This window comes from Propionicimonas sp., assembly GCF_049840635.1.
Classification (GTDB): Bacteria; Actinomycetota; Actinomycetes; order Propionibacteriales; family Propionibacteriaceae; genus Propionicimonas.
In genome coordinates, this window is the sequence record NZ_JASGKL010000005.1 from 1,290,645 (window position 1) to 1,313,018 (window position 22,374).

Here is a 22,374-nt window from a genome sequence, read left to right on the forward strand (position 1 = left end):
GTGCCCCGCGGGGTCAGCGGTTCGTCACGATCACCTGGATCTCGCCGACTTCGAGCATCCGCTCCTGGGACAGGGCCAACGGGATCACACCCGACCTGCCATAACCAGACCACCGCGCAACCCAGTGCGCCGTCGCGGTCACCGTGTACTCACCTTGCTTCTCGTACGTGTAGCCGCACGTCGGCGACGCGCCCGTGCCCAGCCCCTTCGCCCACCGAGTGCCCTTGTTCGAGCAACCGACCACATCGCCGTTGCCCATGTCCCAGGACACCGACTCCACCCGGGCCGTCAACGTCACACCACCAGCCGAGATCGTCGCCGGCCCCCAGGTCACCCGGCCAGGGTTGTCCACCCACAACCACGTCGGCACCCCCACGATCCCCATCGCATCCGCGCGAAGCGGCGTCCAGCCGATCGTGATCGGCTTCAACTGGAGGCGTGCCAGCAGCATTCGGGCGATCGACTCCGCCGCCACCCCCGGATCCAGCCACATCCACATCAAGTCGTTGCCATCCACACAGGTCACATGGACCCAACCCTGGTGCGCGGCATCATCCAGACCCAGATCCGCCAACGACGACCCCGTCGGCCCGATGACGCCCGCACCCAGGTCAGCACACTTCGGCACCACATGTTTCCTCGGCGCCGGATCCGGATCGCCAGGCTTCGGATCAGACGGATTGCCCGGATCAACGATCACGATCGTGCACTCGTCGGACTGGTCGTCGCAGCCGGGCCCATCGGCTCCTGCGGTGGCCGCCGGCGGCCCGACCAGCGTCAAGCACGCCGCGATGACGACCGCGAGAAGCCTGTTCATGCCGGACCACACTCCCCCTTGGTCGGCGCCAGCCCGTAGACCCGGAAGGCTCGGTCCGCGTCACGCTTCTGCACGGTGTACTGGCGGAGTAGGAACTGCGAGACCTGGTAGCCAAGCTCCTGCTCGCTGACCTCCTCGCCGTTGGCATCAAGAACTCGGGCCGGCGACTGGTCGATGCAACGGGTGACCACCACCTCTGTTCCGTATCCGGTGTCCGACGCCGCTGATGCCAACGTGCTGAGGACTGAATGCCCGGTGTCGTACCGGAACCCGCGCTTCTTGAGGGACAGGTACGAGGCGACATTGGCCTTGACGACCGCGGGTCCGGCCCATTTGCTCAGCAGGGACGTCATCTGAGCCTTGCTGAACGCCGAGGGATCGCTGCCGATCTGGTCACTCGCTGCGCGATAACCGTCTACGGCCGCGATCGCCGCAGCCTGGTCGGCACTCCAGGTCGGACTCGGCGTAGCCGACGGGGATCCCGACGATGCGGTGGCCGACATGCTCGGAGATGTGGGAGTGGCTGATGGGGAAGGCGAGTTCGAGGACGACGAGGTGCAGCCCGACAGGACCACGAGCGTGATGCATGCAGCGATGAGCGCTGGGGTTGGCGCCATGGCCGAACTCCTTCCCTATACCCTCCCTAGGCCAAAGAAGTTGGCGATCGGGACGCCGAGGCGTCCATGAATCCTCAGAAACAGGGTTTCAGGCTAAGTCGGTCGCCTGGGATCGGCCAGAGCCTTGGGCAACTCTTCGGATCCGCACAGGCTCGAACACCCCGGGACAACACTGGGCCCGGGCCAGCCGAACACTCGGCCCGCACAACTTGTCGTGGTGCGCGTCCCGATCGCCAACTTCTTTGGCCTAGGGAAGGTAGGTGCACGTTTCCCTAGCCCGAAGGAGGAGCGATGCCAGTGCATGAGCTCAGGCCTGAACCTCGCCCCGTGGCCGTGGCCGTGGCCGCGGGCGGGAGCATGGAGGGCTCAGTTCCGAGGAGGCACCGATGAACGCGCTTCTCACCCGCGCGGATGTCGCCCAGATTCTCGGCGTCACGGCGTGGACCGTTGACGACCTTCGCCGACGAGGCATCCTCGCGTCCATCGAGTTCGGGCCCCGCAGGCACCGCTACCTCCACGAAGACGTCCTCAGCCTCATCCAGAACCGCCGGCGAGCCGGCTGATGGCCAGAAAGGGAGGAACCAAGGGCAAGCCTTGGCGCGCGAGCTGGGAGGACTCGACGGGCGCGATCCGCACGAAGGTCTTCCAGTACAAGGTCGAAGCCGAACGGCACGAGCGCGCCATGCGCAAGCAGCGGAAGCAGGCGATCGGGACGCTTGCCGAGTGGCTGGCCGGCGACGGCGAGAAGCGGTTCTTGTCTGGTCTGGCTGAATCGACCAAGAAGACCTACCGAGGACACCTGCACTTGCGGATCATCCCCGACCTCGGGGACATCGAGATCCACAAGATCACCCCTGACCGGATCGAGCGAGCCCGGGACAAGTGGTTAGCTTCCGGCCTCAGCCCTGCGGCTGTCACGGGAACAATGAACGCCCTGGCCCGTGTCTTCCGCATCCTGCGCAAGGCCCGCATGATCGAGGCAAGCCCGAGCGCCGAGGCAGAGCGCCCCACCATCCTCGTACCGAAGAAACCGCCCACACTGACCCCCGGCGAGGTCGAACGACTGGCGAAGGCGGTCACCTTCGCCCGACCAGACGGCATCAACCGAGGCATCTACGGCGACTACGTCCGCATCGCCGCCTACACGAGCCTGCGCGCCGGAGAACTCGCCGTCCTCTCGCCAGAGGACATCCACCTGGACTCGAGCCTAATCTGGGTGAGTCGGGCATCCTCGGCGGGTGTCAAGTCCACCACCAAGGACAAGGAAGGACGCTGGGTGATCGTCGTGGACGTCGTCCGCCCCACCCTGGAACGCCTCATCGCCAACCATGACGGCCCCAGCGACGCACCACTCCTGCACGGGCCCTTCGGCGGCAAGTGGAACCACAGCAACTTCCTCGACTCCGTCGACTGGCCACGACTCCTCACCAGGCTCGGCTGGCCCGGCTTCCGCTTCCACGACCTGCGCGGAACCGCGATCTCCCAATGGATCGCCGCCGGCATCCCACTCACCACCGTCCGGGAGCTGGCCGGCCACGCCTCCCTCACCACAACCAACATCTACGCCCGCACCGCCGACAGCGCCCTCGCCGAAGCGAAGAAGCTCGCGGATGCCCACATCGCCAGGAACCTGCCCCTCGCGACACGCGCCGAACACGCCTGAACGGCCTCTGGCTAGGAATCGAACACCGGGGCTCCACACCCGAGGTCCGAGCACCCCCGCCAAACACGAATTCCGGGGGTCAGATAACATTTTGGGTAACATACCCCGACCACCCCGAGGTTGTTCGATTTCGTTCGGTGCCTCTGACAAGGACTTTCACTGGAGCGGATGACGGGAATCGAACCCGCACTGTCAGCTTGGGAAGTGCTCCGGAGACCCATCGCGCGGAGCGTGAAACCCGGGTTGACTACGCCACGGACTATACAGCGAGTGGTTATGAAGTGCCATTAGGTGCAGCGTGTGAGTCCACGCGAGTCCACGCGCTCGACGGCTGTCAGAGCCCCGATCTAGCTTTCGGAGCATGGCTACTGCTACCGAACACCGCGGCCCGGTTACCGAGGTCTGCCCCGCGACCCACCACGCTCCGAACCCGTCGGAGCCCGTCCATTGCCCGGATTGGTGTACCCAAGTTCACGACGACCGCCTCTGGCTGACGTGCTGTGACGTCGTCGTGCACACTCTCCCGCTCGAGATTCACGCATTCGACGCTGACCAGCGCCGGGCGGTTGTGATCAGCCTGACCGCCGGCGAAGCTGTCGAAGGCATCCAACCGGCCGGGCTGAGCATCGAAGCGACATCGGACCTCTACGAGCTGACGCCCGACCAGGTCGACGAGTACGCCGCAACTCTGCGTCGTGCCGCCCAACGTGCCAGGGCCATCCTCACTGAGCGCTAACCGACTTCTCGACTACCCTGCCCGGAGTCCGGGGGAGCAATCCCCCGGGCTCGCGTTGTCTTCGATCACCCGCAACGGTTGCTTGCCGATTCGGCGGCCACCGTAGACCGCGTCAGTTGCTCCGACCTCGCACGCGTAGAGGATGCACTCATCCGAGACTGTGCAGCTTCGGCACGTCCGGAGCTGCGCCTGTTCTGAGAGCCCCAGGAACGCGACCCCTACCTCAAGACACGCCGCTCGCTTCATCCACTGCCGCGCGGCGGTTGCCTGCCTCGATAGCCCCATGGCCTGCGGACTGTACCCGGCTCCACTGACAGGCGAGGATGGCCAGCAGCTCGACGACGAGCAGGACGCGGCCGGAGGACGCCGGCCAGCAGCTCGACGACGAGCAGGACGCGGCCGGAGGACGCCGGCCAGCAGCTCGACGACGGCCAGCAAGAACGACGGCCAGCAGGACGACGGCCAGCAGGACGACGCCGGCTCAACGACGGCCGCCAGGTCGACGAGGGACGGGCCAGCTCGACGACGGCCGGACGCGGCCGAGGACGACGACGGGCGGGACGACGGCCGGCCAGCTCGACGACGGACGGACGCGGACGAGGACGCCGGCCAGCTCGATGACGGCCAGCAGGACGACGGCCGGCTCGACGGCCAGCAGGACGACGACGGGCAGGCTGTAGCGCGTCGACGGGCGACACGTCGGCGATCGACACACGACGCGTCGACTCGCTGGTCTACCGGCCCGGCGTCCGCACCACCGATCCCGCCCGGGTGATCGGCGCCAAGCCGGCCGTCTTTATCCGGTGGGTGTTCGACCTCCTCGGCGCGCTGCCGGGCGACGACCTCGTAGACGTCTTCCCGGGATCGGGCGGAGTCGCTCGGGCGTGGACGCCGGCCAGCAGCTCGACGACGCCGGCCAGCTCGACGGGCAGCAGGACGACGGCCAGCTCGACGACGACGGGGCGGCCAGCAGCTCGACGACGACGGACGCCGGCCGAGGACGCCGGCCAGCGAGGACGACGACGGACGCGGACGACGGACGGACGCGGCCGAGGACGACGACGGGCGGGACGCGACCGAGGACAACGGCCAGCTCGACGACGGGCGGGACGCGGCCGAGGACGACGGCCAGCAGGACGCGGCCGGCCAGCAGCTCGACGAGGGACGGGCCAGCTCGACGGGCAGCAGGACGACGACGGGCGGGGACGACGGCCGGCCAGCAGGACAACGGCCGGACGCGGACGAGGACAACGGCCAGCTCGCCGGGCCAGCAGCAGGACGCGGCCGGCCAGCAGGACGACGACGGGCGGGACGACGGCCAGCTCGCCGGGCCAGCAGCTCGACGACGGCCGGACGCCGGGCCAGCTCGACGCCGGCCGGACGCCGGGCCAGCTCGACGACGGCCAGCAGGACGACCGCCGGCTCGACGACGGCCAGCTCGACGACGACGGGGCGGCCAGCAGCTCGACGACGACGGACGCCGGCCGAGGACGCCGGCCAGCGAGGACGACGACGGACGCGGACGACGGACGGACGCGGCCGAGGACGACGGCCAGCTCGACGACGGGCGGGACGCGGCCGAGGACGACGGCCAGCAGGACGCGGCCGGCCAGCAGCTCGACGAGGGACGGGCCAGCTCGACGGGCAGCAGGACGACGACGGGCGGGGACGACGGCCGGCCAGCAGGACAACGGCCGGACGCGGACGAGGACAACGGCCAGCTCGCCGGGCCAGCAGCAGGACGCGGCCGGCCAGCAGGACGACGACGGGCGGGACGACGGCCAGCTCGCCGGGCCAGCAGCTCGACGACGGCCGGACGCCGGGCCAGCTCGACGCCGGCCGGACGCCGGGCCAGCTCGACGACGGCCAGCAGGACGACCGCCGGCTCGACGACGGCCAGCTCGACGACGACGGGGCGGCCAGCAGCTCGACGACGACGGACGCCGGCCGAGGACGCCGGCCAGCGAGGACGACGACGGACGCGGACGACGGACGGACGCGGCCGAGGACGACGGCAAAGCTCGACGACGGACGGACGCCGGCCAGCGACAGGGGCCGAGGAACGCCGCACCGGCGCCGGTCGGGGCATACCCGCGCAGCTTTTCCGCTTTCGTCGCGAATCGGTACATATAGGTCCGATTTTCCGGGTTTACCCGATTTTGTGAAAAGGAAGGCTTGGCGCGGGGCACTCGGGCACTCACTGAAAAAAAACGGGGATCATCCCCCGGTCAGGACGACACCTTGCGTTGTGCGTCCTCATTCAAACGTGAGCCGGCCGACTGGCCGAGGTCCCGGTCGTCCCCCTCGCTGCCCGTCTGTGGCTCACCGTGACACGGACGTGAGCCGGCGGACTGGCCGAGCGTCAGGTAGGTCGTCCCTCGCTGCGCAATCGTCACGAGCTGCACGGCCACAGTCGGCCCGCTGGCCGGGCACGTATCCACGGGGGTGGCCGGTGTCGCTCGCGCACGCGCGCACCTTGGGCAGGTGGTTGAGTTGAGGTCCTCGCCTAGTCACTTGGGTTGTTCCTCTAGTTGTTCCTCTATTAGCCCGTCACCAGTGTCGGACTAAGCCCGTCACCAGTGTCGGACTAAGCCCGTCACTGGTGTCGGCCTTATGTCCGTCACCAGTGTCGGGCATAGCTGGCCGACGGGCTGGCCGGTACGGGCCTTGTTCACAGCCTCGTGCGTCCGGCTGTGGATGCGTCCAGAAGCCAGCGGCAGACCGAGGACGCCGTCCAAGGGTCTACCGGGATCAGTCGTCCGGCGAACAGTCGGAGCGCGACCGGACGACAGCCCAGCTCCAGCGCGGCACGGCGCACGGCCACTGTCCGGGCGTCGATTGGCGCCGCACCCCTGCGCGCGAGTTCAAGTGCTACGAGCTCTGGCAATGCGGTGATGGCGCGGGTTGCACTCCACGCAATGAATGCGGCCCGCGGATCTTTTTGCACGCGCCAGTCCGGGTGAATGAGCGCAGCATTCATCCATGGCGGTATTTCGCTCACGAGTTCCGTTAGGCGGACGTCGTCGGCGTCCCACAGTCCTCCGGTGCGAGCCCCGCGGCGGGCGCCGGCAAAGGACCAGAGCGCGTCGGGCATCCACACGAGCTGCGCGGCCAGGGCCAGCCCGCCCGCGTCGATCATGTCGAGGTCCGTACCCGGGGCCAGCGCCGGCCACGCCCCGGCTCGTCGAGCTACTGGCACGGCGAGTCTGAGGTCGTGAGGAGGTCATCGGCCAGGATGCGGTAGCGAGCTTTCCGGCCGTGGTTCGCGGAGCAGACAAGACGGACCGCGCCGGCGTTGCGGAGCTCGTTCAACGCCCGTTCCACCTTGCGCCTGCCCGCCTCATAGCCAGGCTCTCCCGGGCTCTTGCCGGTGAGCTGGAGCACTAGTAGGGCGTGGCCTCCGAAGTAGAGGCCGGGTTCGTCGCCGGCCTTGTTGCGCGCGTCGAGCGCGTGCAGGCACATGAAGCTCAAGACCAGCCGGGCCGGCTCCCTTAGGCCGGCCCATCGGGGCTGGTGCGCTGCGGCAACGAGCTGGTATCCCATTTACTCCGCCACCCTCGGGGCATCCGTGCGGATCAGCCGGACGGCGCGGGCGTACTGGCGGCGGCTGAGGCCGAACTCTGCCAGTGAGTGGCGGAGGTCGCGGGATCGTGCGGAGGGGCTGCGCGTCAGCGCGTCCATGAGTGCGTGCTGTAGTGCCGCGCTCACGCGCGGTGTCGGGTCGTCCATGGTTCAGCGCTCGCGCGGCGGCTGGGTGTTGGCTGCGATCCACTCGACCAGATCGGAGCGCCGGACGAGCACTCGACGTCCGACGCGAACCGTGGGGAGGTATCTGCCGTAAACGACCTTGCGGACGAAGTCGTGCGGTAGGCCAGTGAGGTTCTCAATGGCGGGGACGTCGAGGAGTTCCAGGTCGTCGGTCGGCGCGGAGGGCGCGTGCTGGGTGGTTGTGCTGCGGGTCATCGGTGGGGCCTTCCCCTCGTTCGGACAGGGCTCAGTCACCGATCCCCGCGCCAGGTGCCCGGGTGGAACTGATGCCCTCGCCTTTCCAGCAGCCGTGCGAGGTGGCCCGTAGGCACTCCCGAAGACGGAGTGCCCCGCGTTGCGACAGACAAGCTACAGCGAGGCGCCGACAGTACGTGGGAGGGGCTGTGCGTCAGCGTGTCGTGATGCCGAGTTGTTCGGCCAGACGGTCGTATCTCGCTCGGCGCGCCATGGGCTCGGGGTCGCCTAGCCGGGTGAGCGCGCGGCGGTTGGCGTCTCGAAGCCCCGTGATGGGCACTCGCGCCGACGCGGGACCGTACGTTCCGAGGGTCGCGAGTAGCCCGGCGAGACCGCGCGCGGCGGCCGACCAGTCCCGATCACAGCGCCGACACTTGCCCCGCACTTGGCCGGCCTCGATCCTCAGCCCCTGCAACAGCTTCAGTGAGTCGCCAGCCTCGACGACTCCGGCGACGTTGCCGGCCAGAGCGAGAGCGTCACCCAGGCTCAGCCAGGGGTCATCCGCCATCAGCTCAGCCGCAACGCCGACCCGTGCCGGAGATCCCGCCGCGACACGGCCCGCGCCGGCTTGCGCGCAGACGAGGTCGACGCCGCCCCGTCCGGCCAGGACGCGGCCGAGGGCGTGTCCGGACGGGCAGGTGATGACGACCCGCTGGGTTGTGGTGTGCTCAGGCACCCCGCGCCTCGCTCTCGCCGGCTGGTGGCCGTGGCACGAACGGCCTGACGTTGGCATCGGCCGCGTAGAGCTCGTTCATCTTCTCCGCGATCATACGGTCGGAGTCGTCGACGGCGTGGGCGTAGATCATGGCTGCGCGGGCCGTGGTGTGCCCTAGGCGGTTCTGGACGTCCTTGATTGATCCCCCGGCACGGTAGGCCAGCGTGGCGCCGGTGTGGCGGAGGTCGTGCCACGTGAGGTCGTCGCGGCCGATGGTGGCCCGGGCTCGACGGAACACCGTCGAGACGTAGCCGCTGTGGAACGGGCGACCGCTGGCGGTGGCGAACACGAGAGCGTCCGGGCCGGTGCCGGCGTATCGGGCCAGGTGGTCGGCCAGCTCGACGACGACGAACGCCGGCAGGGTCACGGTGCGGACAGAGCCGCGGGTCTTGGTGAGCCCCCATGCGCTGTCGGCGTTACCACTGGGAAGCGCTCGCTCAACGCGCAGTGTGCCCGCGCGTAGGTCGATGTGGCGACGGGCCAGGGCGAACAGCTCGCCGTAGCGCAGCCCGGACCACGCGGCGACCAGGACGGCCGCTCTGAGCCTCTCGGGGACGGCGTGCGCGAGTGCGACGACTTCGGCCGGGTTGGCGATCCCGCGCTCACGGTGGCGCACCGTGCCCGCGCCGGCGATGGTGCACGGGTTGGCTGCGATGAGCCCGTCGACGACCGCGGCCTCCAATGCGGTGTGCAGCGTCCGGTAGGCCTGCGCGGCGGTCGTTCGGCCGGGCTCGACCGCGCCGGCCTGTCGTTTCGGGATCGGGCTGCCTGCGGCCTGCCATGCGGCCAGGACGGCAGGGCTGAGCCGGCCGGTATCGCCCACCGTGTGGCCGTGCTCGCGCGCCCACACACGGGCCGGGTGGCCGTCGCGGGATCGGGGTCCGGTGGCCCTGCGCAGCGCGGCCGCGCGGGCGGAGTCGGACACGGCGTTGAACCATCGGCGGATCGTGGCCGGCGAGAGGTCGGACAGCGCGAACCGGCCCAGCTCGACGGCGCGGGAGACTCCTACCGGGGGAGCGATCCAGTGGTCGATTGCGTGGCGGTAGAGCGCGGTGGTTCGCGGGGTCAGGTGGCGGGATGAGTTGAGCCACTCGTCCAGGTACTCGGCCAGGGTGATCCTGCCCTGTCGCGGGTCGTGCCAGACGCCGCGCAGCCTGTCGGCCTGCTCAGTGGCCAACCAGCCCTCAGCGGCCGTCTGTGTGTCGAAGGTGTGAGGCGCGGTGAACTTGTCGCCGGCCCTGCGGTAGGACGCGCGGAACCGTCCGGAGGGGAGCTTCTCGACGGTGCCCAAGCGGGACGGGCTGCGGCGGTCGCGGGTGGTCTTTCGTGCCATGTTCTGGCCCCTTTCGCGGTGCGTGAGTCCACGCGAGTCCACGGAAGGGGTCTGATCGCACTTCCAAGCTGCATTGCTGCGGGTCCGAACCTAGCTTTGACTAGGCTTTTCACCGAGAGCGGATGACGGGAATCGAACCCGCACTGTCAGCTTGGGAAGCTGATGTTCTGCCATTGAACTACATCCGCGTGGCCGGGTCTCCCGAACCGGCGCGTGGAGCAGTCTAGCCGCAGCCGAGGGACGCTCGCGAACCCGCGGAGAAGGCGCCACGACCGCGTACTCGGACAAAACCTGGCCGGTCTAGGCGGAACGTCTGCAAGACTGCTCCTTGACAGCAAGCTCATGGCCGACCGCGGGCCGTGCATCACCGGGGAGCGAGGCGGGTGACCAGAGAAGATCGGGCGATCACCATCGTCGAGTTGCTCACTCAGGCCATGGCCGCCATCGACCACGGCGAGCAGGCCGAGCAACTCGTCTGCACGACCCTCGCCAAGGCGAGCCACGCCGAGAGCGCCGCCCTGATCGGGCTGGACGTCGGCCACAAGCTGCACCTCCATGCGGCCTGGCCCGACCAGCGCCATGCCACCGTGCTCGCCGAGTTCGCCTCCCACGGGCACCGCACCGAGAGCCAGCTCCACATCGGGCAGCACCCGGTGCTCGGCGAGGTCGTCACCATCGGGCCCGAACTCGACCAGCACGCCAACCTCGACCGTGCCCGCGTCCTCGCTTTCGCCCGCCGCGGCGGTTTCAGCCCCGAGGGACACGCCCTGTTCGCCGAGTCGGTCGCTCCGCTGACCCTGCTGCTCCCCCACGTCGCCGAGGCGTGCGGACGCGAGCAGAGCGTCCGCACCGCCGCCGAGGCCGCCGCCGCCCTGAACCTCACCGCCCGCGAGGTCGAGGTCCTCCAGCTGCTCGCCGAAGGACTCCTCGCCCGGACCATCGCCGCCCGCCTCGGCCTGTCCCCGCGCACGGTCCACAAGCACCTGAGCAACGTCTACAGCAAGCTCGGCGTCCACGACCGCCTCGTCGCGGTCAGCATCGCCCGCGCCCAGGGCCTGATCGCCGCCTGATTCCGCGCACGGCGCATCGAGGGCGGGCGCGCGAGGCACCAAGGACGCCGCGTCCGCGACGCCTCAGTTCTGGCGGGCCTTCTTCACGCCCTTCTTCAGCAGCCACAGCGGCAGCAGCCAGCTGCCCAGCGCCGTGACCACCCAGACCACCAGCGTGGCCAACACCCAGGCCCCCACGCCGTTGATCACCAGGCCACCGCTGAACGAGGTCGCGACCAGCAGCGCCAGCGCTGTGGAGATCAGCCCTACACCGCCAACGAGAGGCGGGGAGAACTTCGCGGCCAGCTTCGTCACCAGCGGCGTGAGCAGGCTCTGCGCGAGCGTGAAGACCACCACCGCGACGATGAAGCCCTGGACGCCGACGCCCACTCCCGGCACTACCAACCCGGCCAGCAGGAGCCCCGCCACGGACGAGCCGCAGAAGATCGCGGCAAGGATGAGCATTCGCTTCATAACGGCACCCTAGACCCCGTTCCCGTGCCACGCCCGGAACCGCAGCCCCCGTCCCGGCTCGGGGACACCACCCACCCCACCCCCAACACACCCCCAAAGCGCCTCGCCGGCCTTCCACCCCCGCCCGCGCGGGCCTAGGTTCGGGGCATGTCCAATCCCCTCGAACCCACCGACGTCGGGCCCGCCGTCGGCGGCGACCGCGCCGCCACCGATCCCGACCGCGACCGCGTCGTCACCCTGCTCACCGCCGCCCAAGCCGAAGGACGCCTCAGCGTCGCCGAACGCGACGAGCGCATCGCCGCCGCCCGCGCCGCCGACACCTTCGACGACCTCGTCCCCCTCACCCGCGACCTGATCAGCCCCACCGGGCCCGCGGCCCGCCCCGTGCTCAGCTACGACGAGTCCCACCCCGTCGAGGAGGCCGACCAGATCATCGCCATCTTCGCCGGCGCGAACCGCAAGCACACCTGGCGCGTCCGCAAGCACACCTCGGTGCTGGCCGTCTTCGGCGGCGTCGAACTCGACCTCACCGAGGCCACCTTCGAGGCCCACGAACTCACCTTCAACGTGTTCTGCATGTTCGGCGGCCTCGAGATCACCGTCCCGCCCGGCACCGAGGTGATCAACCAGATCGGGGCCATCTTCGGCGGCTCGGACGTCGGCAAGCTCGCTCCTCCGGACGGCGTCGCACCCCGAATCGTCCTCAAGGGCTTCTGCGCGTTCGGCGGCGTGGACGTCCGCCATCCCAAGGACCGCAGGCACCGGCACTAGATTCGAGGCATGAGCGACCTGTTCACCCCGTCGGCCGACTGGCGGCGGCTCCCGTCGCGCTACGCCACCGTGCGACGGCTCGGCGCCCTCGTCTCCAACCTCGCCGCCACCATCGTGGCCGGCGTGGCCGTCGGCCTCCTGGTCGACTGGCGGTGGGCGGCAGGCGTCGCCGTCGTCGGCCTCGGCTGGACCGGCTGGCGCATCGTCCGCGCCGGACGCTGGGTCTGCGCCTTCGGCTACGCCGAGCGGGACGAGGACCTCCTGATCACCCAGGGCCTGTGGAACAAGCACCTCACCGCCATCCCCTACGGCCGGATGCTGTCGGTCAACGTCGAGTCCGGTCCGGTCGACCGCGCGTGGGGCCTCGCCCGGGTGGAGCTCGTCACCGCGAGCGTCCAGTCCGCCGGGCGCATCCCCGGCCTCCCGCAGGACGAGGCCGCCGCCCTCAGGGACCGGCTCATCGCCGCCGGCGAGGCCCAGGCGCTCCCGCTGTGACCGAACCGGCTCCGGACGTCGGCGCGTCGGCGGGTGGGACGCCCGAGGCACCCCGCTCCGACGCCACGCCCGATCCCGCCCCGACCGCGACCGCGTCCCCGGACGCCGAGGTCACCGAGCGTCCGCACCCCCTCACCCCGCTCGTCCGCGGCTGGATCGTGCTGCTCGCCGTCGTGATCAGCGCCGGGCGCGAGTACCTGCCCATCGGCGACGACCCGCGTCCGCTCCCGCCACTGGGCTTCATCCTCGTCGCGGTCGGCGTCGTGGCCCTGGTCAGCGGCGCCGCCGGCTTCTTCACCTGGCGGTTCACCCGGTTCGTGATCTCCGCCGACGTCCTGCGGATCGACTCCGGCGTCCTCGTCCGCCGCTCGCAGCGCGTCTCCTTCGACAAGGTGCAGTCGATCGACGTCGTCCAGCCGTTCGCCGCGCGCCTCTTCGGGCTGGCCGAGCTCCAGATCGATGTCGGCTCCCACGAACGGCCGCGGCTCCGCTACCTCGCCCGGACGAGGGCCTACGCGCTGCGCGACTACCTGCTCGCCCGCGCCCGCGGCGTCCAGGCGGAGGCCGAGCAGCACACCGACGCCGACACGGTCCTCGCCGACCTGTCCACGAAGGACGAGGTGCTGGTCACCGTCACGCCCCCGGTGCTGTTGCTCGCCGCGGTCACGTCCCACGAGTTCTGGGCGATCGTGGCCTCCGGCGTGCTCGCCGCCGTGGCCGGCGTGGTCTTCCAGCAGCCGTGGCTGGTGCTCGTGATCGCCATCCCGACCGCCAGCACCCTGGTCGGCTTCGTCGGACGCCGCGTCACCAGCCAGTTCAACTACACCCTCTCCCGCCGTCCGCACGGCCTGCGGATCTCCCGCGGCCTGACCAGCCTGACCAGCCAGTCGCTGCCCCCGCGCCGCGTCCAGGCCGTACAGGTCAGCCAGTCGCCGGTGTGGCGGAGGCTCGGGCTGTACCGCGTCGACCTGGAGGTCGTCGGCTGGGGCCACGTCACCGAGGACGAGAACCGCTCCGGCGTCTCCACGATCCTGCTGCCCGCCGGCACTATCGCCCAGGTCCGGGTCGCGCTGGACGCGATCTGGCCGCGCGCCGACTTCGAGGCCGTCGCCCTGCAGGGCGCCCCCGTCCGGGCCCGCTGGCTGCACCCGCTGTCCCAGCCGTTCCTGCGCTGGGGACACGACGACCGGCTGGTCGTCTCCCGTCACGGGTGGCTCGTGCGCCGCTGGCAGCTGGTACCGCTCGCCCGCGTCCAGTCCGTCCGGGTCGCCCAGGGGGTGGTCTCCCGCCGGCTGGGGCTCGCGGACCTGGAGTTCCACACCGCCGGCGGCCAGAATCTCGGCGCACGCGTCAGGCCTGGACGCCTCCGACGTCCTCGCGCGGCAGGCCGAACTGCTCCAACTCGTCCACCACCCCGCGGCGGTCGACCTCACCGAGCCGGCCGACGCTCCCGCGTCCGCCGGCGAAGCGGGCGCGCCCGACGACGCAGAAGACTCCGGGCAGGCTCAGGACACCGCGGGACCGGACGCGCGGCGCGCGGACCAGGCCGACGACACCATCTCGTCGACCGAGTAGCTCATCCGCCAGTCGATGTCGGCGGCGGCCGCCGCGCCGTCCGCGACGATCCGGGCCGGGTCGCCCGGGCGCCGCGGCGAGATCTCGGGCGTGAAGTCGATGCCGGTGACCCGCGCCATCGCGTCCATGATCTGGCGGACGCTCAGCCCCTCGCCGCTGCCGAGGTTGTAGGCCGGACGCAACGGCCGGCCCTCCTCCAGCGCGAGCGCCGCAGCGACGTGCGAGGCGGCCAGGTCCCCGACGTGCACGTAGTCGCGCACGCAGGTGCCGTCGGGAGTGGGGTAGTCGTCGCCGTTGATCCGCGGCGTCCGACCCTCGAGGAGTGCCTCGATGACCAGCGGGAACAGGTTGTGCGGGCTCGCGTCGTACACCGCGTCCGTCGCCGACCCGACGACGTTGAAGTACCGCAGGCTCACGCCGCGGAAACCCTCGGTCGCGCGGACGACGTCCTTGATCAGCCACTCCCCGATCAGCTTCGACTCCCCGTAGGGCGACTCGGGGGCGTTCGGGGAGTCCTCGGTGACCAGCTCGGTCGCGGGCGTGCCGTAGACCGCGGCGGAGGACGAGAACACGACGTTGTGCACGCCGGCGTCCACCATCGCGGCCAGCACGCTGGCCGTCCCCGTGACGTTCTGCGCGTAGGTGTGCAGCGGACGCTGGACCGACACCCCGGCGTACTTGAACCCTGCGACGTGGATGACGCCCGCGCAGTCGTGGTCGCGCAGCAGGCCGGTCAGGGTCGCCGTGTCGAGGATGCTCGCCCGGGTGAAGGGCACCCCGTCGGCGACGAAGGACGCGATCCCCGACGACAGGTCGTCCACGACCACGGGCGTCAGGCCCGCCTGCTGCAACGCGCGCACCACGTGCGCGCCGATGTACCCCGCTCCGCCTGTCACCAGCCACGTACTCACGGTCCCGAGTCTATGGGTACGGACGGTCACGATCACCGCTGCGGTTGTTCCTCCGTCCGGGCCCGTCGGACCTCTAGGGTGGACCCCATGCAGAACCAACCCGTACTGGGCATCGACATCGGCGGCTCCGGCATCAAGGGCGCGCTGGTCGACCTGGTGGCCGGCGACTTCGCGACGGAGCGAGTCCGCATCCCCACGCCCGAGAAGTCCACCCCGGCGAACGTCGCCGACGTCGTGGCCGAGATTGTCGCCGAGTTCGCCGAGCAGATGGGCGACGGCCCCATCGGCGTGACCATCCCCGCGGTGGTCACCCACGGCATCACGCGCTCCGCGGCGAACATCGACAAGTCCTGGATCGACGCGCCGGCGGAGAAGATCTTTGCCGAGCACCTCGGCCGCGAGGTCGTCCTCGTCAACGACGCCGACGCCGCCGGCATCGCCGAGGTGAAGTACGGCGCGGCGAAGGGCAACGACGGCCTCGTCCTCGTCACCACGCTCGGCACCGGCATCGGCAGCGCGCTGATCTACCGGGGCGTCCTGGTGCCCAACACCGAGCTCGGCCACCTGGAGATCGACGGCCACGACGCCGAGAGCCAGGCGGCCGCGTCCGTGAAGACCGCGCTGGGGCTTTCCTACTCGGAGTACGCCCCGCGGCTGCAGCGCTACTACGAGCGGCTCGAGGCGCTGTTCTGGCCGGACCTGCTGGTAGTCGGTGGCGGCGTCTCCAAGGCGGCCGACAAGTACCTCCCGAAGCTGAACCTGAAGACGCCGATCGTCCCTGCCGACCTGCGCAACCGCGCCGGCATCATCGGTGCCGCCTGGCTCGCCGCCGACAAGGTCGCCCACCCGGCCTGAGCCCGTCCGGCGCGAAACCGGGGAGGGTTCTTGTTACGCGCCACCCTCGACTCGCGCGTGAGTAAGACCGTCCCGGTTGCGCGCGCCGGGCCAGTCACATGGAGGTACGCAGGGACGATTCCCTCGTGCCCCGTGTTGGCGGACGGTTCTCGGGTCCGGAGGTCGAGAGCCACCGCTCGGGCGCGAGGGCCAGCGTTCGCGTCGAGGGCCCTTGTCCGGACACGGGCCCTGGACGGGAACGGTGGCTCTCGGCGATGACGGGTGGCCCTGAACGTCGTGGACCGGAGGTGGACCGAGAAGAGAACCGTCCCGGAATACGCGCCACCGCGGTCGGGGCCGCTCACATGCGGTCGGGGGCCTCGATCCCGAGGAGGTCGAGGCCGAGCGCCAGGACCTTGCGGGTCGCCGCGCAGAGGGCGAGCCGGGACGCGCGCACGTCCCCCTCGCTCTTCAGGACGGGGCACTGCTCGTAGAACGAGCTGAGCGCGCCGGCCAGCTCGTACAGGTAGCCGCACAGGCGGTGCGGCTGGAGGGTGTCCCCGACCTGCGCCACGACCTCGCCGAAGCGCGACAGCTGCAGCGCGAGCGTCTGCTCGGTGGGCTCGGCGAGGACGGTGACCGCGTCGAACCCGATCCCCTCCGCCTCCGCCTTCCGCAGGATCTGCGTCACTCGGGCGTGCGCGTACTGCAGGTAGGGCCCGGTGTCACCGGTCGTCGCCACCATCCGCTCGGCGTCGAAGGTGTAGTCCTTCTGCAGGCCGTTCGACAGGTCCGCGTACTTGATCGCCGCCAGTGCGATGGACGGCGCCGCCTCCTGCTCGGCCGCGTCCAGCAGGCTGTTCAGCGTGACCGCCGTGCCCTCCCGCGTCGAGAACTTCTTCCCGTCCGCGCCCAGCACCTGGCCGAACCCGACGAACTCGGCACTCACCTCCGACGGGAGGTAGCCGGCCCGGGACGCCACCGCGAAGACCTGCTCGAAGTGGTAGGCCTGCGGCGCGCCCACCACGTAGATCAGCCGGTCCGCGTGCAGCGTCCCCACCCGGTACCGGATCGCGGCCAGGTCGGTGCAGGTGTAGCCGAAGCCGCCCTGCGCGTTGCGGATGATCGCCGGCGCGGGGAACCCCTCGGTGAACACGACGAGCGCCCCGTTGTCGACGACGGCGATGCCGCGCGCGGTCAGGTCCTCCGCGACCACCGGCAGGTCGGCGTTGTACAGCGACTCCCCGGCGATGTCGGCGTCGGTCAGGAGCACGTTCATCCGCCGGTAGGTCGCGTTGAAGCCGGCCAGCGACACGTCGATCAGCTGCTGCCAGATCCGTCGCGTCTCCGCGTCCCCGGCCTGCAGCAGCACGACCCGCTCGCGCGCACGGTCGGCGAACTCCTCCGATTCCTTCAGGTGCGTGTTCGCCCGCTGGTACAGCGCCTCCGCGGCCGGCAGGTCCAGCGCGGACGCGTCCAGCCCCTCCTCGAGGATCTGCTCCACCAGCATCCCGAACTGGCGCCCCCAGTCGCCGATGTGGTTCTGCGGGACCACCGTGTGGCCCTGCGCGCGCAGCACGCGGGTGAAGCAGTCACCGATGATCGTCGAGCGCAGGTGGCCGACGTGCATCTGCTTGGCCACGTTCGGCGAGGAGTAGTCGACGACGACCGTCCGCGGCTCGGTGGCGCGCGCGATCCCCGCGCCCGGCTCGGCCAGCACCTGGGACGCGGCACTCGCCAGCACGTCCGCGCGCAGCCGCAGGTTGATGAACCCGGGGCCGGCGACCTCCAGCGGCTCGCACAGGTCGGAAAGGTCGATCTGCTCGACGAGCCGCGCCGCGACCTCGCGCGGGGGGCGTCCCTCGGCGTTGGCCAGGCGCAGCGCCACGTTGGTCTGGAAGTGGCCGAACTGCGGACGCGTCGCGGGGCGCAGCTCCGGGTCGATTCCGGCGACGGACTGGACGCGTTCGCTCAACAGCGACGGCAGGGACAGCATGGCCGCCATTTTCGCACGCCCGCTGCCGGACGCAGGACACGTCAGCCGCGGGCGGGCCGGCGGGACAGGACGTCCCAGACGAGCTTGAGGTTCGCCGCCAGCTCGCGACGCGTGCCGTGGCCCCACGTGCGGGCGCTGCTCCGCGCAGTCTCGTCACCGACGCCCCAGGCGTCCACACCCAGCGCCCGGCAGATCGCCAGCGCCCTGGGCAGGTGGTAGCGCTGGCTGACCACGACCAGCCGGTGCAGGCCGAAGACGTCCCGGGCCCGCAGGCACGAGTCATAGGTGTCGAACCCTGCCGGGTCCAGCAGCAGCGCGTCCTCGGGGACGCCGAGGCGGAGGAGGTAGTCGCGCATGCCACCGGTCTCGTCGTAGAACCGGGACTGCCCGTCGCCCGAGAGCAGCAGTCTCTGCACGCGTCCGGCCCGGTAGAGGTCCGCGGCGAGGTCGAGCCTCGCGCGCAGGAACCGGGAGGGTTCTCCGTCGGCGTAGACCTCCGCGCCCAGCACCATCGCCACGGGGGCCGGCGGCACGCGGTCCACCGCGACGATCCGTCGCCGGGTGAGCAGGTGGACGGTCGCGCCCAGTGCGAGCACACCGGCCAGACCGGCCACGGCCACGCCGGCGACGACGCCGAGTGGCGCGAGTACGGGCTGGTGCCGGGGGTTCACGAGCCCAGCCTAGGTCGGTCGGACGCGGCACTCCCGTCACACCCGTCACGTCCTGATACCCGCTTGTGAGGAGCAATTCCGTCACTCGTCCGGGGGCTCAAACCGGTGGCGTCCCCATGGTAGATTGCACGCGTCCGCGACGGGCGTCGCGCGCGGGCCCGCGGGGTCCGGGGAGGGGTCACGTGAACACGCGCAGCAGGCGGATTAGCCGGGTGCTCTCCGTGCTCGCGACGCTGCTCCTCCTGATCGGCATCGGCCCGTCCCCCGTGGCGCTCGCCGACCCCGTGATGAGCCCCCCACCCAGCTCGTTGAGGGTCAGCCAGCGTTCCACCATGGCCGCCGTCACCTGGCCGGCCGTCGCCGGGGCGACCGGCTACGCGGTCGACTACGACAGCGACCCCACCTTCGCCGCCGCCGGCCGGGTCACCACGTCGGAGACCGTGGCGGTCATCACCGGCCTGTCCCCCGACACGACCTACTTCGTCCGCCTCGCGAGCTGGGACGCCGCGACGGGCGCGGTCGGCAGTTGGGGTGCGAGCGTGAGCTTCACAACGGGAGAGCCCGAGTACGCGGTGCCCGCTCCGGTGGCGGCGCTCGCCGCGGAGAGCTCCACCTCGATCTCCGCCAGCTGGGCGAAGGTCGATGGCGTCGCCGGCGAGGTGCGCTACCAGACCGCGGTCGGGACGGAACTCGGGAACCTGACCCCTGGCGCCGTCCAGAAGAAGCGGACGGCCACCTTCGACAACCTGGATCGTGAGACGAAGTACTACGTCAGCGTGCGAGCCACCGATGCCGCCGGAACCCCGGTCACGGCCTGGTCCTCGCCCAGCGTCCTGGAGACCCCGGAGTCGATGCCGCTCCGCGTGGGCACCTACAACATCCTGTGCTCGAACTGCTCGAAGGGAAAGGCACCCTGGTCCGCCCGGCGCGGCCCGATGGTGACCGCGATCCGGGACCAGGACATGGACGTGCTCGGTGTGCAGGAGGCGTCCATCGGCGGCATCCCCGGTGGGGGCACCCAGTACATGGACCTGATCAACCGGCTCGGCAAGCCCTACAAGCTCACCGAGTACCGCCGCAACGTGTCCCCGGACAACCGGATCATCTACAACTCCGACCGGGTCACGCTGGTGAAGCAGGGCGTGATCCGGCTCCCGGCGTCGAAGCGGTACCTCGCCTGGGCGATCTTCACGCAGAAATCGACCGGCAAGAAGTTCCTGTTCACCAACACCCACCTCGACCCCAGGAACACCAGGGCGGGCCGCGCGGCGGACAAGGCGCAGTCGCGCGCCATCGTGGCAGCGATCGCACGCCTCAAGCACGGGCTCCCCGTGATCGCGGTCGGCGACTACGCGTCCACCAAGTGGGAGAACGGTGGCAACGCCGCCTACGACATCATGCAGGCCGGCGGCTACAAGGACCCCCTGGGCAACGCCGCCCGCTCCCGGGGCAGCGCTCCCGGAGCCTTCGTGGAGAACCGGATCCACACCTCCTACGCGAGCCTGAACATGTACAAGCGGAAGGCGCGCAACTTCCCCGGCTCGGTGAACGGCTCCAACACCGACTACATCTTCGTGTCGCCCATGCGGGTCAGCGAGTACGAGGTGGTCGTGAAGATCGACTCCTCCGGGAACTTCATCGGCGTCATCCCTTCCGACCACAACCTCCTGCGGGCGACGGTCTACCTGCCCTGACCGCCGCACCCCCTTGAGCCCGGCTTGAGAGTTACACCGGTGCAACTCAGGGGGCAGGGACGCGCGCTGCTAGCGTCCGTGACGCCAGTCGCTGTCGTCCCAGGAGTCCCCCATGTCACAGCCCCGCCCACGCCGCACCGCGGTGCGCGTCGTCGCGGCACTCGTCTCGGCCCTCCTCGGACTCGGCCTGCTGGGTGTCCCCACCCCCGCGCAGGCCGCGTACGCCAAACCCTCCTCGCTCACGGCTGTCAGCTCGTCCACCAGCGCCGTCCGGATCAGCTGGAAAGCGGTCGCGAAGGCACCGGCCTACCGGATCAAGTACGACGACAACTCCGCCATGAAGTCGCCCGCGTACGCGAAGGCGACCTCCGCATCGGTCGAACTGACCGGGCTCAAGCCCGGTCGCACCTACTGGGTGAAGATCCGTGTGGTCAGCGCGTCCTCCAAGGCGCTGAGCAGCTACAGCTCGGTCCTCAAGGTCACCACCAGGGCCGCCGGCGGGTTCAGCCTGCTCAGCCCCGGCGGGCTCTCGGCCAGCGGCATCACCGACTCCACGATGACGGTCGGCTGGACGGCCCGCGCCGGCGCGGACAACTACCGCGTCCGGGTCGCGACGACGAAGGCACTCACCGACGAGTGGTTCGAACGGGTAGACGGCACGAGCACCACCCTCAGCGACCTCAGCCCCGGAATCACCTACTACGTCAGCGTCCGCGCGATCACGGCGGACGGGACGAACCTCAGCCAGTACTCGCCCATGGTCGCGCTGAAGACCACGGGCAAGGCGAGCTTCGCCGCCCCGACCGGGTTGAGCGGGCTCGCCAACAGCTCGAGCACCGCCACCCTGGCCTGGAAGGCCACCTCCGGGGCGACCCGGTACCGGATCAAGTACGCCACGACGCCCTGGGCGGACGCCCGCTACGTCTCGACCACCGACAACGCCTACGAGCTCAGCGGGCTGGCCCCGAGGACGACGTACTACGTCAAGCTGCGGGTCCTCGACACCGACGGCAGCTTCGCGTCCGACTACTCCGCCACCGTCGAGGTCACCACCCCGGCGGCCGCGTCCGCGCTGCGCGTCGCCAGCTACAACGTCCGCTGCCACTCCTGCAACTCCGGAGCGGCCAACGAGCAGCCGTGGTCGGTGCGGCGCGACTACGTCGCCCAGACGATCGAGGGCGCGAACCCGGACGTGATCGGGCTCCAGGAGGACCAGCAGTCCTGGCTGATCGACCCGGACACGGGCAAGAAGGTGAACCGCAGCCAGTTCGAGGACCTGCTCGGCCTGCTCGGGTCGCCCTGGGCGCTCACCAACAAGTACCGCAACAACTGCGTGAAGAGCACCACCCCCACGAACTGCGTGTACAAGGACCGGGGGGCGTCCAACGGGACGAAGATCATGTACCGCACGGACCGGCTGGAGCTGCTCAGCCAGGGGTCGAAGGAACTGCCCAGGACCTCCCCGACCGCCTACTCGCGCTACATCGCGTGGGCCTTCTTCCGGCAGAAGGACAGCGGGCAGGAGTTCCTGTTCGCCAACATCCACCTGGAACCGGAGAACGATTCCGGGACGTCGCTGACCTACTACAACAGTCGCAAGGTGCAGGCCGAGGCGGTCGTCGCCCAGCTCGCGGCGCTCAACACCGAGAACCTGCCCGTCCTGCTCGTCGGTGACCCGGCGTCGAGCCGCGCCGACTCCCCGACGAACGCGCCGTACGACATCTTCCGCGCGGCCGGTTACATCGACCCGCTCGGCAACGTCTCCAAGTCCTCCAGCCCGGTCGGGGCCACCGTCGAGAAGCGGATCAACACCAACTACAACAGCTTCAACGCCTGGGAGACCTACGCCCGGCGGTCAACGGCGAACGTCAACGGGACCTACACCGACTACATCTTCACCTCGACGATGCGCGTCACCGAGTGGGAGACCGTCGTGAAGGTGGACAGCGACAACAAGTTCGTCGGCGTCATCCCGTCCGACCACAACCTGATCCGCGCCACGGTCCTGCTGCCCTGAGGCC

The 22,374-nt window shown here is 70.2% G+C and carries 24 protein-coding genes, 1 tRNA gene and 2 pseudogenes; 11 read left to right on the forward strand and 16 right to left on the reverse strand.

Annotated elements, in window-relative coordinates:
* Positions 1 to 13: 13 nt before the first annotated feature.
* Together QM779_RS11740 and QM779_RS11745 are read right to left on the reverse strand one after the other, a co-directional pair.
* Positions 14 to 817 (reverse strand): hypothetical protein, encoded by an 804-nt coding sequence (locus tag QM779_RS11740; protein WP_428535394.1) that lies wholly within the window; start codon positions 815 to 817, stop codon positions 14 to 16.
* Positions 814 to 1,320, reverse strand: a complete 507-nt coding sequence (locus QM779_RS11745) for a hypothetical protein (RefSeq protein WP_428535396.1) — start codon at positions 1,318 to 1,320, stop codon at positions 814 to 816. The genes QM779_RS11740 and QM779_RS11745 overlap by 4 nt, the downstream gene beginning before the upstream one ends.
* A 500-nt stretch (positions 1,321 to 1,820) precedes the next feature.
* On the opposite strand from QM779_RS11745, the gene QM779_RS11750 reads away from it, so the two are divergent.
* From QM779_RS11750 to QM779_RS11760, 3 genes are all read left to right on the forward strand, one after another.
* Positions 1,821 to 1,997: a helix-turn-helix transcriptional regulator gene (locus tag QM779_RS11750; protein ID WP_428535398.1), complete on the forward strand. Its 177-nt coding sequence runs from the start codon at positions 1,821 to 1,823 to the stop codon at positions 1,995 to 1,997.
* Positions 1,997 to 3,097 (forward strand): tyrosine-type recombinase/integrase, encoded by a 1,101-nt coding sequence (locus QM779_RS11755; RefSeq protein ID WP_428535400.1) that lies wholly within the window; start codon positions 1,997 to 1,999, stop codon positions 3,095 to 3,097. The genes QM779_RS11750 and QM779_RS11755 overlap by 1 nt, the downstream gene beginning before the upstream one ends.
* Before the next feature lie 361 nt (positions 3,098 to 3,458).
* On the forward strand, positions 3,459 to 3,833 hold the full coding sequence (locus QM779_RS11760; protein ID WP_428535402.1) for a DUF6907 domain-containing protein: 375 nt from the start codon (positions 3,459 to 3,461) through the stop codon (positions 3,831 to 3,833).
* A gap of 481 nt (positions 3,834 to 4,314) precedes the next feature.
* Here the strand turns inward: QM779_RS11760 and QM779_RS11765 are convergent, their stop codons facing one another.
* The 9 genes from QM779_RS11765 to QM779_RS11805 all read right to left on the reverse strand — a co-directional run bounded on the left by QM779_RS11765 (position 4,315) and on the right by QM779_RS11805 (position 10,071).
* Complete coding sequence (locus QM779_RS11765) at positions 4,315 to 4,548, reverse strand: hypothetical protein (protein ID WP_428535404.1); 234 nt, start codon at positions 4,546 to 4,548, stop codon at positions 4,315 to 4,317.
* Between the two features lie 19 nt (positions 4,549 to 4,567).
* Complete coding sequence (locus tag QM779_RS11770; RefSeq protein ID WP_428535406.1) at positions 4,568 to 5,524, reverse strand: hypothetical protein; 957 nt, start codon at positions 5,522 to 5,524, stop codon at positions 4,568 to 4,570.
* 980 nt (positions 5,525 to 6,504) lie between these two features.
* The gene (locus QM779_RS11775) at positions 6,505 to 6,972 is read right to left on the reverse strand and encodes a hypothetical protein (protein ID WP_428535408.1); all 468 of its coding nucleotides are present in this window, start codon (positions 6,970 to 6,972) and stop codon (positions 6,505 to 6,507) included.
* 50 nt (positions 6,973 to 7,022) lie between these two features.
* The gene (locus tag QM779_RS11780) at positions 7,023 to 7,376 is read right to left on the reverse strand and encodes a hypothetical protein (protein ID WP_428535410.1); all 354 of its coding nucleotides are present in this window, start codon (positions 7,374 to 7,376) and stop codon (positions 7,023 to 7,025) included.
* Positions 7,377 to 7,514, reverse strand: a complete 138-nt coding sequence (locus tag QM779_RS11785) for a hypothetical protein (protein WP_428535412.1) — start codon at positions 7,512 to 7,514, stop codon at positions 7,377 to 7,379.
* Between the two features lie 51 nt (positions 7,515 to 7,565).
* Positions 7,566 to 7,796, reverse strand: coding sequence for a helix-turn-helix domain-containing protein (locus QM779_RS11790; protein ID WP_428535414.1), 231 nt, complete (start codon positions 7,794 to 7,796; stop codon positions 7,566 to 7,568).
* Between the two features lie 193 nt (positions 7,797 to 7,989).
* Complete coding sequence (locus tag QM779_RS11795) at positions 7,990 to 8,511, reverse strand: hypothetical protein (RefSeq protein ID WP_428535416.1); 522 nt, start codon at positions 8,509 to 8,511, stop codon at positions 7,990 to 7,992.
* Positions 8,504 to 9,883, reverse strand: coding sequence for a tyrosine-type recombinase/integrase (locus QM779_RS11800; RefSeq protein WP_428535418.1), 1,380 nt, complete (start codon positions 9,881 to 9,883; stop codon positions 8,504 to 8,506). Before QM779_RS11800 ends, QM779_RS11795 begins: the two co-directional genes overlap by 8 nt.
* 117 nt (positions 9,884 to 10,000) lie before the next feature.
* Positions 10,001 to 10,071: transfer RNA gene (locus QM779_RS11805), tRNA-Gly, on the reverse strand.
* A gap of 195 nt (positions 10,072 to 10,266) precedes the next feature.
* On the opposite strand from QM779_RS11805, the gene QM779_RS11810 reads away from it, so the two are divergent.
* Positions 10,267 to 10,953, forward strand: a complete 687-nt coding sequence (locus QM779_RS11810) for a response regulator transcription factor (protein ID WP_428535420.1) — start codon at positions 10,267 to 10,269, stop codon at positions 10,951 to 10,953.
* Positions 10,954 to 11,016: 63 nt separating this feature from the next.
* Here the strand turns inward: QM779_RS11810 and QM779_RS11815 are convergent, their stop codons facing one another.
* Positions 11,017 to 11,406, reverse strand: a complete 390-nt coding sequence (locus QM779_RS11815; protein WP_428535422.1) for a phage holin family protein — start codon at positions 11,404 to 11,406, stop codon at positions 11,017 to 11,019.
* A gap of 147 nt (positions 11,407 to 11,553) precedes the next feature.
* Between QM779_RS11815 and QM779_RS11820 the strand changes: the two genes are divergently transcribed.
* The 3 genes and pseudogenes from QM779_RS11820 to QM779_RS11830 all read left to right on the forward strand — a co-directional run.
* Entirely contained in the window at positions 11,554 to 12,177 is a 624-nt protein-coding gene (locus QM779_RS11820) for a DUF1707 SHOCT-like domain-containing protein (protein WP_428535424.1), read from the forward strand.
* A 9-nt stretch (positions 12,178 to 12,186) separates the two neighbouring features.
* Positions 12,187 to 12,672, forward strand: coding sequence for a PH domain-containing protein (locus QM779_RS11825; protein ID WP_428535426.1), 486 nt, complete (start codon positions 12,187 to 12,189; stop codon positions 12,670 to 12,672).
* A 317-nt stretch (positions 12,673 to 12,989) separates the two neighbouring features.
* Positions 12,990 to 13,145 (forward strand): annotated as a pseudogene (locus QM779_RS11830) (PH domain-containing protein); the annotation flags it as partial.
* 53 nt (positions 13,146 to 13,198) lie between these two features.
* Here the strand turns inward: QM779_RS11830 and QM779_RS11835 are convergent.
* On the reverse strand, positions 13,199 to 13,492 hold the full coding sequence (locus QM779_RS11835) for a hypothetical protein (RefSeq protein ID WP_428538516.1): 294 nt from the start codon (positions 13,490 to 13,492) through the stop codon (positions 13,199 to 13,201).
* Between the two features lie 16 nt (positions 13,493 to 13,508).
* Between QM779_RS11835 and QM779_RS11840 the strand changes: the two are divergent.
* Positions 13,509 to 14,012, forward strand: a pseudogene (locus tag QM779_RS11840) (PH domain-containing protein); the annotation flags it as partial.
* A 165-nt stretch (positions 14,013 to 14,177) separates the two neighbouring features.
* On the opposite strand, the gene galE reads toward QM779_RS11840, so the two are convergent.
* Entirely contained in the window at positions 14,178 to 15,158 is a 981-nt protein-coding gene (galE, locus tag QM779_RS11845; protein WP_428538417.1) for a UDP-glucose 4-epimerase GalE, read from the reverse strand.
* Between the two features lie 87 nt (positions 15,159 to 15,245).
* Between galE and ppgK the strand changes: the two genes are divergently transcribed.
* On the forward strand, positions 15,246 to 16,013 hold the full coding sequence (gene ppgK, locus QM779_RS11850; RefSeq protein WP_428538420.1) for a polyphosphate--glucose phosphotransferase: 768 nt from the start codon (positions 15,246 to 15,248) through the stop codon (positions 16,011 to 16,013).
* Positions 16,014 to 16,353: 340 nt separating this feature from the next.
* Here ppgK and argS read toward each other — a convergent pair whose 3' ends face one another.
* Both argS and QM779_RS11860 read right to left on the reverse strand, forming a co-directional pair.
* Complete coding sequence (gene argS, locus QM779_RS11855) at positions 16,354 to 17,988, reverse strand: arginine--tRNA ligase (RefSeq protein ID WP_428535428.1); 1,635 nt, start codon at positions 17,986 to 17,988, stop codon at positions 16,354 to 16,356.
* A 41-nt stretch (positions 17,989 to 18,029) separates the two neighbouring features.
* Positions 18,030 to 18,659 carry a SanA/YdcF family protein gene (locus QM779_RS11860; RefSeq protein WP_428535430.1) on the reverse strand — a complete coding sequence of 210 codons (630 nt, stop codon included), beginning with the start codon at positions 18,657 to 18,659 and terminating at the stop codon, positions 18,030 to 18,032.
* 212 nt (positions 18,660 to 18,871) lie between these two features.
* Here QM779_RS11860 and QM779_RS11865 point away from each other — a divergent pair, with 212 nt between their 5' ends.
* Together QM779_RS11865 and QM779_RS11870 are read left to right on the forward strand one after the other, a co-directional pair.
* On the forward strand, positions 18,872 to 20,353 hold the full coding sequence (locus QM779_RS11865; RefSeq protein ID WP_428535432.1) for a fibronectin type III domain-containing protein: 1,482 nt from the start codon (positions 18,872 to 18,874) through the stop codon (positions 20,351 to 20,353).
* A 112-nt stretch (positions 20,354 to 20,465) separates the two neighbouring features.
* Positions 20,466 to 22,370 (forward strand): fibronectin type III domain-containing protein, encoded by a 1,905-nt coding sequence (locus QM779_RS11870; protein WP_428535434.1) that lies wholly within the window; start codon positions 20,466 to 20,468, stop codon positions 22,368 to 22,370.
* The last annotated feature ends 4 nt before the right edge of the window (positions 22,371 to 22,374 follow it).